Annotated in this window: 12 protein-coding genes; 5 read left to right on the forward strand and 7 right to left on the reverse strand. The window is 36.1% G+C overall.

From position 1 onward, the window contains the following. Window positions 1-10 precede the first annotated feature (10 nt). From D7004_RS03680 to D7004_RS03705, 6 genes are read right to left on the reverse strand one after another with little or no spacing between them, the layout of a single operon-like run. Window positions 11-457: a hypothetical protein gene (locus tag D7004_RS03680; RefSeq protein ID WP_123204517.1), complete on the reverse strand. Its 447-nt coding sequence runs from the start codon at window positions 455-457 to the stop codon at window positions 11-13. 53 nt (window positions 458-510) lie between these two features. Beyond that, the gene (locus tag D7004_RS03685; RefSeq protein ID WP_123204518.1) at window positions 511-3021 is read right to left on the reverse strand and encodes an ATP-dependent Clp protease ATP-binding subunit; all 2511 of its coding nucleotides are present in this window, start codon (window positions 3019-3021) and stop codon (window positions 511-513) included. A 2-nt stretch (window positions 3022-3023) separates the two neighbouring features. Next, window positions 3024-5402, reverse strand: coding sequence for a type VI secretion system protein TssR domain-containing protein (gene tssR / locus D7004_RS03690; protein WP_123204519.1), 2379 nt, complete (start codon window positions 5400-5402; stop codon window positions 3024-3026). A 21-nt stretch (window positions 5403-5423) separates the two neighbouring features. Continuing rightward, entirely contained in the window at window positions 5424-6410 is a 987-nt protein-coding gene (locus tag D7004_RS03695; protein ID WP_123204520.1) for a PKD domain-containing protein, read from the reverse strand. Window positions 6411-6442: 32 nt separating this feature from the next. Beyond that, window positions 6443-6928 carry a type VI secretion system transmembrane protein TssO gene (locus D7004_RS03700; RefSeq protein WP_167459399.1) on the reverse strand — a complete coding sequence of 162 codons (486 nt, stop codon included), beginning with the start codon at window positions 6926-6928 and terminating at the stop codon, window positions 6443-6445. A gap of 1 nt (window position 6929) precedes the next feature. Continuing rightward, the gene (locus tag D7004_RS03705; protein WP_123204521.1) at window positions 6930-7451 is read right to left on the reverse strand and encodes a hypothetical protein; all 522 of its coding nucleotides are present in this window, start codon (window positions 7449-7451) and stop codon (window positions 6930-6932) included. 176 nt (window positions 7452-7627) lie between these two features. On the opposite strand from D7004_RS03705, the gene D7004_RS03710 reads away from it, so the two are divergent. Continuing rightward, a complete protein-coding gene (locus D7004_RS03710; RefSeq protein WP_123204522.1) occupies window positions 7628-8062 on the forward strand; it encodes a GPW/gp25 family protein in 435 nt (144 codons plus the stop codon). Between the two features lie 23 nt (window positions 8063-8085). Further along, window positions 8086-9945 (forward strand): type VI secretion system baseplate subunit TssF, encoded by a 1860-nt coding sequence (locus D7004_RS03715; RefSeq protein ID WP_123204523.1) that lies wholly within the window; start codon window positions 8086-8088, stop codon window positions 9943-9945. Here D7004_RS03715 and D7004_RS03720 read toward each other — a convergent pair. Further along, a complete protein-coding gene (locus D7004_RS03720; RefSeq protein ID WP_123204524.1) occupies window positions 9936-10874 on the reverse strand; it encodes a type VI secretion system baseplate subunit TssG in 939 nt (312 codons plus the stop codon). The two genes, D7004_RS03715 and D7004_RS03720, sit on opposite strands and share 10 nt — an antisense overlap. 111 nt (window positions 10875-10985) lie before the next feature. On the opposite strand from D7004_RS03720, the gene D7004_RS03725 reads away from it, so the two are divergent. The 3 genes from D7004_RS03725 (at window position 10986) to D7004_RS03735 (ending at window position 13787) form a co-directional block, all read left to right on the forward strand. Then, entirely contained in the window at window positions 10986-11879 is an 894-nt protein-coding gene (locus tag D7004_RS03725; protein WP_123204525.1) for a TssN family type VI secretion system protein, read from the forward strand. An 11-nt stretch (window positions 11880-11890) separates the two neighbouring features. Beyond that, the gene (locus D7004_RS03730) at window positions 11891-13030 is read left to right on the forward strand and encodes a hypothetical protein (protein ID WP_123204526.1); all 1140 of its coding nucleotides are present in this window, start codon (window positions 11891-11893) and stop codon (window positions 13028-13030) included. A gap of 235 nt (window positions 13031-13265) precedes the next feature. Then, entirely contained in the window at window positions 13266-13787 is a 522-nt protein-coding gene (locus D7004_RS03735; protein WP_123204527.1) for a GNAT family N-acetyltransferase, read from the forward strand. Window positions 13788-14101: the final 314 nt, after the last annotated feature.

A 14101-nucleotide genomic window follows, 5' to 3' on the forward strand; every position in this document is an offset into this window, starting at 1 on the left:
TTGGTTTAAGTTATTTGGTCGATTCCAACTCATCAATAAAGTTTCTCAAAGCACCAATAAATGCAGCTTTGGTATCCTGATCATCTAACGTTGTTTTAAGTGTCTTGTTAGATTTGAGTTGCTTAATTACATTGAGCGACATCTCTTTTTCGATATTGATATCACTCAAATAGTTACTTTGCTTAATCACACTTTTTACGCTAAAGTCTCCCATATTACGAAACTGAAGTGTTTCTGGAACTGTTGATCCATCCTCTTTTTCAAAAGAAACCTGAACATTGGGCTTGTAGTGCGCAAAAACTTCATCTACAGTTTTCAACCCTTCTACCTTTTCAGGCTTTATAGGTTCATTATTGGTTAATTGTTGCACAAACAATGTTTTGTTATAAGCAATATCTGCAAAAGCTTCAGAGGTATCTATTTTTCTTTCATTTCCCCCTATTTCATAGTTGAACATAGTATGTTGATTTTAGATTGGTTTAAATTTACAAAGTATTAATAGCTAACAGATTAAAGGTTGTTTTGTTCGCTGACCATATTATTTTCTAATATTTCCCAATGTAGCTTTTCTTCTCCGCTTCCGATGGTAACCAATATTTTGGAGCCTTTTTTTAAACTTCCTGAAATAATGTATTTAGAAATTGGTCTTCTTAGAAGATTTCTAATTACTGCAGAAAGCTGACGAGCACCATATTTAGGGGTGAAGCCATCAAGCGCTATTACTCTTTTAGCTTCATCTGTAATATCAAAAGCTATGCCCATTTTTTTCAAAGATTCTACAAGACTACGAAGTTGAATATCAAAGATGCGAACAACATTTGCCTCATCAATCGGAGCAAAAGGAACAATCTCTGTAATTCTGGCTAGAAATTCGGGCCTAAAGTTTCCTGCCATTACCTCCATTAACTGGTTGGAAGTAGGCAAAATATTTTTGCTAAACTGTTGGGCAATCCATTCACTACCAATATTTGATGTGAATAAAATAAGTGAATTGCTAAAATCGCCTTCCTTTCCAAGCCTGTCATGCATATGTCCTTCATCAAGGATTTGCAAAAAGGTATCAAAAACCGATGGATGAGCTTTTTCTACTTCATCAAATAGCAATACAGAATAAGGCTGCCTACGGATTTTGTTTACCAGCAATCCACCTTCTTCGTAACCAACGTATCCCGGTGGGGCACCGTATAATAAAGCAGCGCTATGTTCCTCTTTAAATTCTGACATGTCAAATCTAATCATGGCTTTCTCATCATTAAAGAGAAATTCAGCAATTGATTTGGCCAATTCGGTTTTACCAGTACCTGTAGGACCAAGTAGAAAGAAAGATCCAATAGGTTGCCCCTTTTTATTTAATCCACTACGAGATTCGAGAATAGCATCAGATACCGCCTTTAAGGCATAATCTTGACCAACAACACGCTTGCTAAGGTATTGCTCCATATTTAAAAGCTTTTCCTTCTCTCCTGCCTGAAGTTTGCCCATTGGAATACCGGTTTTATAGGAAACCACAGAAGCAATATCTTCCTTACTTACTGACTCAGATTTTTCGACAGTAAATTCTTTTAATTCAACCAGGCAACGCGATATGTAGTTATCGTATTCCTCAATTGTTTCAAAGTGATCTGTCTGAGCATCATCATTAAGTCTTCCTAGCAAAATCGGACTTACCTTACTATTAAGCAGAGAAAGTTGCCATTTATATTCGGAAAGAAGATCCGGGTTATTCGCTTCTTCTTCTGTACGCAATTGATTTAAACTTTCTTCCAAATCCACAATAAGCTGGTCAGAAGTATCATTCATCATCTTCATTGCCGCCATCGTTCTATCCAATAAATCAAAAGCGGCATCAGGAAGACGCCTGTCTTTCAAATATCTCTTGGCTAGCCTAACGCAATCTACCAAGGCATCATCTTCAACATTTAGTTGATGATGCGCCTCGTATTTACCTGAAAGTTGCTGCAACATTTTGATGGTGCTTTGTTCATTCGGTTCATCAATTTGCAGCACTTCAAATCTTCTACTAAAAGCTTGTTCGGGCTCTATAATTTTGCGGTATTCATCAACTGTTGTAGCTCCAATTACGGTAATTTCTCCCCGGGCAAGTTCTGGCTTTAATAGATTTCCTATACCAGATCCAACAGGACCTTTACTATCAAGCAGGGTATGAATTTCATCAATAAAAAGAATCGCTTTATCAAATCTTTTAATTTCAGCAATGATATTTTTCAGCCTATCTTCAACTTCTCCTTTATAGGATGCTCCGGCAATTAATGAACCTAGGTCTAGCTCAAACAATTGTACAGCTTTAAGATTTTCGGGTACTTTTTGGTCAACCAAATCTCTTGCAAATCCATCTATTAGTGCTGTTTTACCAACACCAGCATCTCCTGTTAAAATAACGTTTGGTTTAGTCCTGCGACAAAGGATTTCCATCATCATGCGCATTTCCTTATCACGTCCGATAATTTCATCTGTTTTTCCGCTTCGCACCAATTCCAAACGGTCAATGCAAAATTTATGTAGCGCCTTAGTTGGCGGTGCCGATGTATCAGTTGTTGGCGATTGCACGCCCACAGCTTTACCTATTTCATCGTTATTGATATATAGGTCTAGTATTTCTCGTTCTTTGATGGGAAAAGATTTGAGTTGATCAGCAGGAAAGCCTATGCCTGGTTTTGCTAATGCTGTTAACAAACAGATGGGCGTAATTAGGTCTAAGCCAAGTTTTATTCTAACATTATCTGCTTCTTCGATTACATTTGGTATTTCTGAACTTCCCTTTGCGGCATCAGCTGATACGGAACCTTTCGGTAAATCATCAATTCTAACTTCAGCCCAGTCTCCCAAATATTCGAAGTCTTTACCAATAGAAGCTAAGAAACCTCTTAAACCCACATCATTGTGCATTAAAGCCTTTAAAAGATGTGCTGCTGAAAATGAAGTGTTACCATATTCTTTAGCTAGTGACTGTGCAATGTGAAGGGCTGTTTTGGCAGATTCACTTAAATTCGTAATTGCCATAATTATTTTGTTTTAGCTTGCTGAATGGTTTGAAAATTACCCTCAGTGATGTAATAATAAGGATTTCCGTTAGAAATGAACTGCTGATCAATTTGCGCTGCACGTTTGATATTTTGAACAGCTGAAGACAACAACCTAATGTACGACTCAAAATCTTCTAATGGCATAAACGAATTACTACGCATGTTAGCTACGGTATATTTTGTGAGCAGCTCATTACTGATAGGTAAACCTGTAACCAGTTTCAAATAATCTGCCAAGGTCATAGCTTTAATCTCGCTTTTAGAAAGCTTAATACCCAAAAGTGAACGAGGCATTGAAACATAATTTTTTACCAGTTTACTCCTGAAATTTGATTGATCTTGCTGAAGGTTCTCTCCCAACATCCCCGAAAAAATTTCCATAACCTGTCTATACTCCATCGTATTTAAAACTACAACATACTGAAGTGTGTTTGAATTGGATTTGACCACTTCCGGAGAAAAATTTGCCTCTGAATAATATTTAAAGGCATTATGCGGCATACGATCTGCAACATTTTCTTCCACAGGCTGGGTCAACATGGATTCGACAACCGGATTTAAGTTTTTTCTTGAGATTCCTGTAAGTCGAAAGGCGCTATCGAGAGAACTAATTTGATTTTGTATATCCATATTGGTTTCACGAAGAAATCGGCGCATGGCAGAAGTCATACTCGAATTTGCATTAACTGAACCTTTTGTCGGGAATACTACCCCACCCTGAATAAGACTGTTTTTTGGATAATCCAGATAATAAGAAATGGAATCCTGAAGTGAAGTGTTATAAGGCTGAAAGTCTTTAAGTCCTTCGCCTTTAACCATTGTTCCTTTTCTAAATTCTGCAGATTGTATAGCCGACTCTGACACAAGCTTACGAGACTGAATAACGAAATTATTAAATGATTGCTCAAAATCACTATACACTTGAAGTGCTAGTATTCTTGCATCATTTTTGCCTGTTTGGCGGGCCAATTCGCGTATCGTTAAATTATTTGCTCCATCCGAATTACCAGTGCTGCCAATCAGAACAATCAGGTTGGTTTCATTCTTTTTTTCCTTAAACAAATCCAAGCCTGCCTGAATTCCCTGGAAAACGGGTTGATCATTAGGCTTTCCATCGCATTGACTTACTTTAGAATTTTGAAGCGTAAGGAACTGCATTAACTGCCTAAAATCATCTCGTAGCGGACTACTAGACACACCTGATACAGTACATCCAGTTGCTCCTTGATAGACAACTCCACCATAGGAAATGGTTCTGCCTCCACCAAAATCATTAAATATGTTTTCGAATGACTGTATGGTATTCGTGATGCCAGCATAATATTTGGCCATTGGGCTACCACCATCAACTACGAAAATGACATTAATTTTATTTTTGTTTTTACGGAGTGAAACATAATCTTCATAAGAAAGGTACGATCCGTTAATGGTTAGAATTTTATTATCTTTTTTGTTAAAAACATTATTTGCTAAACCCACCTTAGAATTACCGTCTTCTGCCGTTAATACAGGTACACTTCTTAGTATGATATTTTTGGCGGGTAAAAGTGGATCTACCTCAAATCCAGTGCTAACAGCAAGACCTTTATTTATTGCGGTAGCGGTAGAATCGTCAACATCGTAATTACCAGGTTTCTTGGCAGAAATATATAATCGCTCACCCCAGCCATGAACGGTTTGTGCAGAAACCCAACCGTATATACTTTTTGCCGCAGTATCAACTACCAGTTGGTCTTCAGAACCAATTAGATAGGTTTTGCCGTCTTCAGATTTTTTGTAAACGTAAATGATTTCGTGCAAACGTACTTTGGATTTTTTATCCTTAAGTTCAGGAGTGCTATAAACGTAAACCGAATCTGTTGTATCAAAATAGTATTTCGGTTCTTGCAATGGGCTTTTGCCATTTATCATGGTAAGCGCTTTTTCTGGAAAACCACTCTTTTGGTTTGAGTATGAGCGCTGCCATAGCAAAAGTCTTGATTTGGGAATCCATCCATAGCTTATTGCAGATTTTTTATCATTTATCTTTCTTCCACGTACCATCCCTGCCTTGTATTTAATCAATTTCAGGTATCCATTCTCCTCTTTTGAAACGAAGAAAGGTTCCATAAACTTTAATTTTTTCATCATTAAGCTTCCACCTGGAACCGTAGTGGTGTTATTGTCAGCTCTATCCGAAAATACAATCCAGGGAAGACTGCTCTTTGATGAATTATCGCTTATACTGATTGATTCTGAAGGACGTTCAAACGCCTCTGGCATATAGATAACCTTTCTACTGAACGATAGTGGTGATTGCGCCTGCGTAAGAAGGAATGTAGAAAGAAATAGTAAAGAGAATATGAGATGCTTTTTCATTGTTTGGGTAGATATAGATGGTTATTTATTAGTTGGTAGAGGCATAGAATTTGGCTGTGTTTCGTTAGGAATTGGCTGAGCGGTAGCCGAGTGTTGCTTGATGTTAACCAAACTGGCACAAGTTGAATTCGGCTTAATGGTTAGTTGAGCTTCATCTACAGCAATTTCTCCTCCAAATGTTAATCCCATGCAATAAGAATAAAAGTCGGTTTGTTTGCGTTTTCCATTCATTTCCACATTAACACTTACTTTTTCGTTACCACACATATATTTACGAATCAGGTAGTAGTAATTGGAGTTAAAGTCTGCACCATTTGCAATGGCTTGTAAACGGGCACGAATATCATCAATGGCTTTTTGTTCACCATCTCCTGGAGCAACCATATCATCTATAATCTCTGCATTAGGATCTGTGATAATGATGGTGTGATATACTGGTCTCCTGCTTTTATCTGTTCTTAATCTCACCACGAAACGACCTGGAGAACGATACGTGTACAATGCTGTTTTACCTTTAACATCTACACGTCCGGTTTCACCAAAAGACCATTCGAATTCTCGTCCCTGGCCTTCTCCTTCTAAACGTACTTCTTCATTAACAAGTCCTGAAGTTGGTCCGCTTATGGTGAGCATACTATCTACCAGTACCCTAACAGTATCTATTACATTAAGCGGAAACTGTTCTTTTAGCTCGCCATCAACGGTAAGGCGAACGATATAAGAACCTGGTTTTTCATAATGATAGGAACCGGTTTGTGTGGTTGATTTCGCACCATTTCCAAATTCCCAAAGCCATTTTTTGGCGTCAGGAGTATTGTCTGTATATACCAGGTTTTCATTTAATGAAATTTCTCCTTTCAGTATTCGGGCATCCACGCTGCGTTTTTCAAACAAAGAGCTTTTGAATAAAAAAATGAGACCGGTTAATAATAAAACGGCAAGTAGAATATATAAGATTACGTAAGCTTGAGAATTTGAGCTTACTTGTTTTGTATTTGATGTAGACATTTTGTAGCGTTTTTTTATCTGGTTTTACTAATTTATTTCGATTGTAGAGTTTGCTGGAGTTGGCGGCGGGATATAATACAATCATCTAATGAGCGCTTAACATCCTCCAAATCTCTTTGGTTACCACGCAATTCCTGCCTATCAAAAAAAAGGATGTTGTATAATTGCGAAGTTTGAATAAACGTTTTATAACGATAATCAGAGGCTTTACGTTCATAGGATGATTTTATTGAGTTCAAGGCAATTTGGATATCGTTCTTCAAAAATACTGCCTGAACGTTTGGATTGAACCGAATAATCTGTTTAAATGCAGTATCAATTGTTGGTCGGGTTTCAACAACCATATCTTCAAATAGCTGATTTTCTGAAATTTTGAGTTCAAGTTCCTGCTTTGATATTGGGTATCGAGACTTTGAGCTATAGAAAATACCAAAACTCAATAACCCTGTAGTAATCACAAATAATGCAAGAAAAAACTGAAACTGGATCCTGCGTTCTTTAATACTTAATTTTATCATGTTATTTTCTAAATCTTCCGTAACGAATTCTATTGGCGGCCGCCTTGTTCATTTTTGCACAATCATTCAATTGCTCTCTGTAGCTCTCAATACGAAAACGAGATTCAGAAAGCGAATCTTGCTGTAGAGCCATTGCGCCTACATCGTTATTAAGGCGTTCATATAATTCAAAACTAGGGCTATCCATAGTTTTCTTAGAAATAAGTTCTTTAAGTTTGGCATTGGCATCAGTAATATCTCCAAGAAGAATGGCCTGTTTGCTTAATTCATCTGCGTTGTAGGTTCTGAACTGCGAAAGTTCTTTGAAACGCATTAAGATAATATCGAACTTTAAATTGATTTCTTTTCTTAATGATGTTAGTTTTTCGCTTTCTTGTACTTTTTGCTCGAGTAGAGCATATTCTCTATCAGAAGCCGCAAAAAATAAATAAATGCACAGTATTGCGCAAATGGTAAGAAGTAGGAAATTGAGAATAAAAAAACGGTAGGATTTTTTTATCTCGAAAGCATTAATTGGTTTCATTGGCCTAATCAATTGTTGCGTTAATACAATTCTCGGCTAATCTAAAAGGGCGATTTCACGGTTCATTAAATATTCCATTCAAATTAACCAAAGTCTATAACAATTTGACCTTTGCTTTGTTTGCTGAATATCATAATTTTATTTATTCTTACAAAAATTAACGCTGGAGGCAGATTATGTCTGATCAATTTTATAGGAAGCCACTTACTTTAGGTGCGGTATTTAAGGGAACAGATTTGGCTCATGTAGATGCCGGAAAATCTATTTCCAACCATATTCAGCTGATTATTTTTACCAGGTATGGCGAAAACAGACAAAATCCAGAATTTGGCTGTGAAATCTGGGATCTGGATTTTGAGCTTATTGTTAGTGAAAACCTTTGGGAAGAAAGATTTAGAAAATCACTTCTCCGCTCCATTTCAAGTCACGAACACAGAATTGAAGAAATAGAAGTTGAGGTAAAAATTACTGAAGTTGAAAATATTTTTCCGTTAAGAAAAATCACAGAAATAAAAAAGAAGGTTGATATCACTATAAGAGCATTAATTAAAGCTACTGGTGAAAAATATTATTTCAATTCGAGTCTTTTCCTAAGTCCGCTAACCACCTGATATAAGAATCTAAAAAGCCAAATATGAAGCCCGTATTTTATTCGTCAAAAGAGGAAATCAAAAACAGAATCTTAAAAAATGCTCAGGATTTCTGGAACATTAAACACAGTAGTGATTTTGATCCACTTGTGAAACTCATACTGGAAGCATTAAGTAATGAATTATTCAATATATCAAACGAACTTAAAAATCTTGAAAATAGAATTTTTGATAAAATAAGCAGAATACTTGCTCCAGATCACCTAACCGCATCTTTACCGGCACATGCAATTATGCATGCCAGATGCCTGGAAAAATTTGATGAAATCGGTTCACAAACCCAGTTTTACTTAAAAAAAAATCAAGGTAGAGTTGAAGAAAATCAAAAAAGAGTAGAGATTTTTTTTAGTCCGATAACTAAAGTATCCCTTCATAGCGGGCAACTTAAATACATGGCGTCGGGTAGTTCCCTTTCGCATATAACATTAAACGAAAAGAAAACAATTTTACGGACAAATCCTGGGTCATCATTTGAGCCTCATACCGCTTACATTGGTTTTGAAGGTTTTCAATCAAGCGAAGATTTAGGAGGAATCAATCTGTTTTTTGATTGGAAGAATTTTTCGGTTCCGGCAAATACGTACGAACTTTTATCACTATGTAAGTTTTACCTGAATGATCAGCCTGTATCAGTACACAACGATCGCTTCATGAATGAGCATTCAGCTCAAAATAATCATGCTCCATTTCATCACAAACAACTAATGCATGTTATAAAGGCTGATGTTCAGCAGTTTTACAGCAATCGTTTTTTAACACTCGATGACTCTCAAAATCTAATTGGAACCACCCAAGAGAAGTTTCCGAAGGTGTTTGAGCAATTGTTTAATATCGAGAGCCAAAATAGATTGGAAAACGGCATTATTTGGATGAAAATAGTTTTTCCCGCCTCTATTTCTCCTGAAATGATACAGGAACTTTTTATTTATATCAATGCTTTTCCTGTAGTAAATAAGAAATTGTATCAAATAAAACATCGTCTTAAAACCATGACTAATATTTTGCCCATCAAAACTGAAGATGATGAGCAGATGCTGGCTGTTGAAAAACTTGGAGATAATCATGGGTCGGTATATACAGAAGTGCCCTACACCAATGAAAATCATAAAGAGGATGGTTCATTTTCGATAAGAATAGGTGGAACCGAGCGCTTTGATACGAGAAATGCAAAGGAAATGATTGATTATCTTTTCGAACTATTAAGAGATGAAAAAGCTGCTTTTTCTGCCTACGGACCAGACTTTTTGGATACTACATTAAAAACGCTTGAAAGAACCATAGCATTAATTGAACAAAAAAGTAAGGCATCCATGCAATCGAGTAAAGAACTTCCAAGCTATCTGGTGGTTAAACCGATTAAAGATGCGGCAATAATGTTTTTAGATTTATGGGTAACCCAGGCCGAAAATGCTAATGGTATTGCCTCAGGTACAGGTTTATCCGTCAATTCGGATAGTCGCTTTTTACCTGATAGTTTAATATTGCTAAGTCAGACAAAAGGCGGGCGTTCCAGATTGAATTCATCAGGACGGGTTCAGGCTTACAAATATGGATTGACAACCGCCGATAAGATAGTTACAAAGGCAGATATCATCAATTTTTGCAAATACGAACTTGGCGATAAGATATCAGCTATCTCTATTGAAAAAGGTATTGCAATGGGAAACAGACCCAACATAGGTTTTATCAAGACAACTGAAATAGTTATTACTCCGAGTACCAATCTGGCATTTAGCGCTCAGGATTGGGATGATTTAATTGAAATTACCGTTGCAAAGCTAGCGCAAAGAAGCACCATGAATCTTACCTTTAGGATGAGGATAAAGGAAACTATTTATAGATAAACGGTGTAGCCTAGATAAACATCCAGACTTTCATCACTAAGTATTGATGGCTGATTCGCCAAACTATGTACAAAGGAAATCTCAATTTCAGTATCAACGGGAACAAGATAATCCAATGCCATATCTAAAATTTTGCGCTGATGCTTACCAGGCATTAGCGATATCACCTCATGAGCACTAGCCGGACCAATTTCTACCAATAACCTGTCATTTTCAGGAATAAAATTTTGCCCTATAATACTGTCGATGCCCAATGAGCCTTGGCCGAGAATAAAAAGATGCTCTTTCTCAATTGTAACAGGTTTAACCTGATGAGTTACATCTTGGAGGAGGAAGGGAAGATTAAATAAAGCGCTTAATACATTTGAAATAAATACGAGGTCATTGCGCTTTTGATTAATTTCAGGCAACAGATGCATCCAAATAATACTCTGCTCTTTATTTAAAAGATTGAACTCATGCCAGCCGAGTTGAAAAATCTGATTGAGATCATTATAAGTTGTTCTTTTATCAAGTCGGTTTTCATAGATTTCGGAAATGAGCCTGATGTGATTCAATTCAAGATCAAAGGGACTGAAGAACAACCTTGCATCTTTTTCTTCTTCTCTCCGATCAATAATATCCTGAATCATTCCATCTTCATCCAAAGAACTGCTACCTTTTGGCGGACTATGAAATAACCCTTCTGGAAGCATATCATACAAACCTTCTCGGTTAACTTCCAGGCGATACCTTGTAACGGAACGATTGTTTGAGAAATAGGAATAACTCTCACTTAAGTCTTTCGAAAACGCACGCTTATCACCCCCAACAGGCACAATCTCGATATTTTCGATATCTACTAAACCACGTTCGATAAGATCTGCGCCAAGTACAACCGCTTTGTAATCGGTAAATAATTCATTTGAAATCAAAGATTTTTTTTTCATTTAAACATTACTCTTGTATGTTTGTTATAAATAAACACGTACTTTACAAATTAATACTACCCAATTAAAGCAACTCAAAATACAAATTCTGAATTAATACTTTCTTTTTAAATGGACGTCCAATCATTTTTCGTTAGATACCTCCTTTTCCCATTGATAGCTGTAGTATCAACAGCAATTCTGGCAATATTAAACAGGAAGAATCAATTCCTAAGTAACAAAAAACTAATCATAAGTGTTCTACTTTCTGGAATTATTCTTGCACTACCAGGTTTGTTGGGATTTCTTGATTTCCATTTTATGCCATGGGGATACATTATATGTCAGATTACTTATACCATGCTGGGCAGTTTGTACGTTTACCTGCTCACAAAACACTATCCTACAGAGTTACTTGAGCGTAAAGGCTTCATTATTTTCGCTACTTTTATTGCAAGCATTCTTGGCATTTATCTTTTTCAACTTCTTTACCATTGGTTGGGAAATGTTGAGTTTGGCTGGTGGGCAGGAGGTTCCATTTTTACATTTTTTATTCCGCTGATATTTTGGTGGGCCTATGTCTCTTTACTCAGCATTCCTCAGGAAATCTATAAAATATGGAAATATCCTACTACTCCACTTGAAATTAATATGGACCACGTTGACTTTGATAATTTATTGGTTTTAGAGCTTGAGTTATACAAAAAAAGCACTGACCCTGAGCCACTAAAAGTTAAAGTTAAAGCGCCTGAGAACATGAATTTTGGCATGTGGTTTCATAAATTTATTGATGACTACAACTTAAAATTTGCAAAAAGCCCAGTTGAGTTTAAGATTTCAGACCACGAGAACCACAGTTGGATTTTTTTTGTTAAGACATCTTTTTTCAAGCGTAATTTATTTATAGATCCTGATTTGGATATTAAGCAAAACCAAATTACCGAAAAAATGACCATTTATGCCAAACGGGTTTCTGAAAATGTAAACCTTCCTAATGAAATAGGTGAAAGTGCAATTGTATTATAAAATAAAATCTTATGATAAAGCCATTAAAATACAAGCCGATCAATTGGATCAATGGGATGAAGCTTTCTAGTAGCCAATTCCTTACTAGCGACCTTTATATGCAGGATGTTGTAAGAGATGCTATATCTATCCAAATAAACAACAGTAATTACGGTTTGTTACCTCCATTTGCAGGGTATCCATCATCTCATGATATTGAAATCATTGAGAAAGCGACAAATCAAATTGAAATACGCATCAATTACTGCAATGCAATAACGCCAGAAGGTGTACACATCGATATTACGCAAAGAGAACTTGGAGATGCGCTGGTACACAATCATTATTTCGGGCAGGCAGAGCCAAAAAATTATCACATTATACTGGAAGTAAATCCATTTAAACCACAACCGAGTGGAATACCCGATCCTGAAGAAACTCCCTTACGTTATCCTGAATTGAGTAAAAGTTATAGTATATCTGTAATCCAGGAGAGTGAGATATCAACCAAGCTACCAGAAAGTTATTTTATCACCGTTGGGCAGGTTTATTACGATGGACAATCGATGATGATTAACCGGGATTATATATCACCAAGTACGGCAATTACCAGCCATGCTATTTTAATTGCTTTCTATGAAAAATTCAGTACGCTTCTTAATGATTTGCAACTAGCGAGTTTTAAGATAATTGATAAAACTAGTGGTAAAGATAATGTGAGTCAGCTGGGTAAGAATATTAGACTTATCTCTGAAAAAATTACCAATTATATTGCAACTATATTTTATGATTATAGAAATGTAGCTTACCGTGAATCGCCTATAGTGCTTGTTGGATACTTTTCTAGTCTTGCCCACCATTTTTTCACGGCCATCAAACTCATCGCTCCGCATGAAAGAGAGGAGTTATTGAAATACTTTTATGAATGGAAAGATGTAACCCCAGGAAACTTTGAAGAATTGCTTTCCCGGACAATTGAAGAGGTTTATGATCATAAAAGGATTAATGAATCGATGAAAACGGTAAATGAGTTTATGAACGTTTTGGTGGCATTATGGAATAAGTTAAGCAGTTTAGAATACATTGGTCAGCGCAAAGAAAATATTGTAGTTGCTGAGCAACAGGTTGTCCAGCAGGTGCAGGCCAGAAAAACCTGGACTTTGCTCGATTAACGATTGATGACCGAATGATATTAGCTTAAAACTCCAGCTCCGATTTTAATGGAACAATGAATAACTAGCGGTGAATAACTATTCAAATCTATTCTCCGATGTTGATGGGCCATAAACTCAACGTCATTCGTATGAACGAACACATTTAAGTTTCGTTTAAGATAAGCGTTGATATTTTAGGTAAATATCATTCTATTCTCTGCGCTGTCTTATATTTGAAAAAATTCGAATACCAATGTCAATAACCACAGCCACAATAGAAGATGTAGCAAAACTAAATCAGCTAATAAATTTTGCTTACCGCGGGTCCGAATCTAAAAAGGGATGGACAACTGAAGCAGATATTTTAGATGGAATCCGAATAGATGAGTCTTCATTGATAGAAAATTTTAATAACAGCGCTATCAATATTTTAAAATATACGGATGAAGATGGGCAAATATTAGGCACAGTCTGTCTTGAAGTAAAACATCCAATTCTATATTTAGGTATGTTTGCAGTATCCCCGATATCACAAGGAAAAGGTATTGGAAAAGCTTTATTAAAAGAGGCAGAAGTTTTCGCAAAACAATCAGGTTGTAATACGATAGCAATAAGTGTAATTAGCAGCCGAACGGAACTTATTGACTGGTATGCAGGTAAAGGGTATGTTCATACCGGGAATTCTACTGCATTTGAAGAGATTGAAGGAAAATTTGGAGAACCAAAAATAGAAGGAATAAGATTGGATAATATGGAAAAAAAGCTAACAAGCTAATTTGATATCTGTGAACTTCAATAATAGATCATAGGAATTTTTTAACCGTATTACTGTTAACTTATTGTTTTAGTAAAATGATTGTTATTTGATAATGGTTTGTTCAAAAATCTTACTATTTAAAATTGAATCATAGAACGAGTAATAAGAAACGAAAACTACCTATTTACTCTTTAAAGACTTAATTAAGATATTTCCATTTTCTATGAGTTCTAGGGTATCATATGTTCTTCCACCGTCCGAACTAGAGAAAACCACTTCGATGTTGGGACTTGAAAGCAGGAAAATCTATGATTGCCAACATAATGCAACGA

Origin of the sequence: Pedobacter jejuensis (assembly GCF_003725795.1) — a bacterium.
Lineage (GTDB): Bacteria > Bacteroidota > Bacteroidia > Sphingobacteriales > Sphingobacteriaceae > Pedobacter > Pedobacter jejuensis.

Bases quoted from the DNA above. Each gene is read 5' to 3' on its own strand.
- D7004_RS03680 (WP_123204517.1), bottom strand. From the start codon at position 457: ATGTTCAACTATGAAATAGGGGGAAATGAAAGAAAAATAGATACCTCT.
- D7004_RS03685 (WP_123204518.1), bottom strand. From the start codon at position 3,021: ATGGCAATTACGAATTTAAGTGAATCTGCCAAAACAGCCCTTCACATT.
- tssR (WP_123204519.1), bottom strand. From the start codon at position 5,402: ATGAAAAAGCATCTCATATTCTCTTTACTATTTCTTTCTACATTCCTT.
- D7004_RS03695 (WP_123204520.1), bottom strand. From the start codon at position 6,410: ATGTCTACATCAAATACAAAACAAGTAAGCTCAAATTCTCAAGCTTAC.
- D7004_RS03700 (WP_167459399.1), bottom strand. From the start codon at position 6,928: ATGATAAAATTAAGTATTAAAGAACGCAGGATCCAGTTTCAGTTTTTT.
- D7004_RS03705 (WP_123204521.1), bottom strand. From the start codon at position 7,451: ATGAAACCAATTAATGCTTTCGAGATAAAAAAATCCTACCGTTTTTTT.
- D7004_RS03710 (WP_123204522.1), top strand. From the start codon at position 7,628: ATGTCTGATCAATTTTATAGGAAGCCACTTACTTTAGGTGCGGTATTT.
- D7004_RS03715 (WP_123204523.1), top strand. From the start codon at position 8,086: ATGAAGCCCGTATTTTATTCGTCAAAAGAGGAAATCAAAAACAGAATC.
- D7004_RS03720 (WP_123204524.1), bottom strand. From the start codon at position 10,874: ATGAAAAAAAAATCTTTGATTTCAAATGAATTATTTACCGATTACAAA.
- D7004_RS03725 (WP_123204525.1), top strand. From the start codon at position 10,986: ATGGACGTCCAATCATTTTTCGTTAGATACCTCCTTTTCCCATTGATA.
- D7004_RS03730 (WP_123204526.1), top strand. From the start codon at position 11,891: ATGATAAAGCCATTAAAATACAAGCCGATCAATTGGATCAATGGGATG.
- D7004_RS03735 (WP_123204527.1), top strand. From the start codon at position 13,266: ATGTCAATAACCACAGCCACAATAGAAGATGTAGCAAAACTAAATCAG.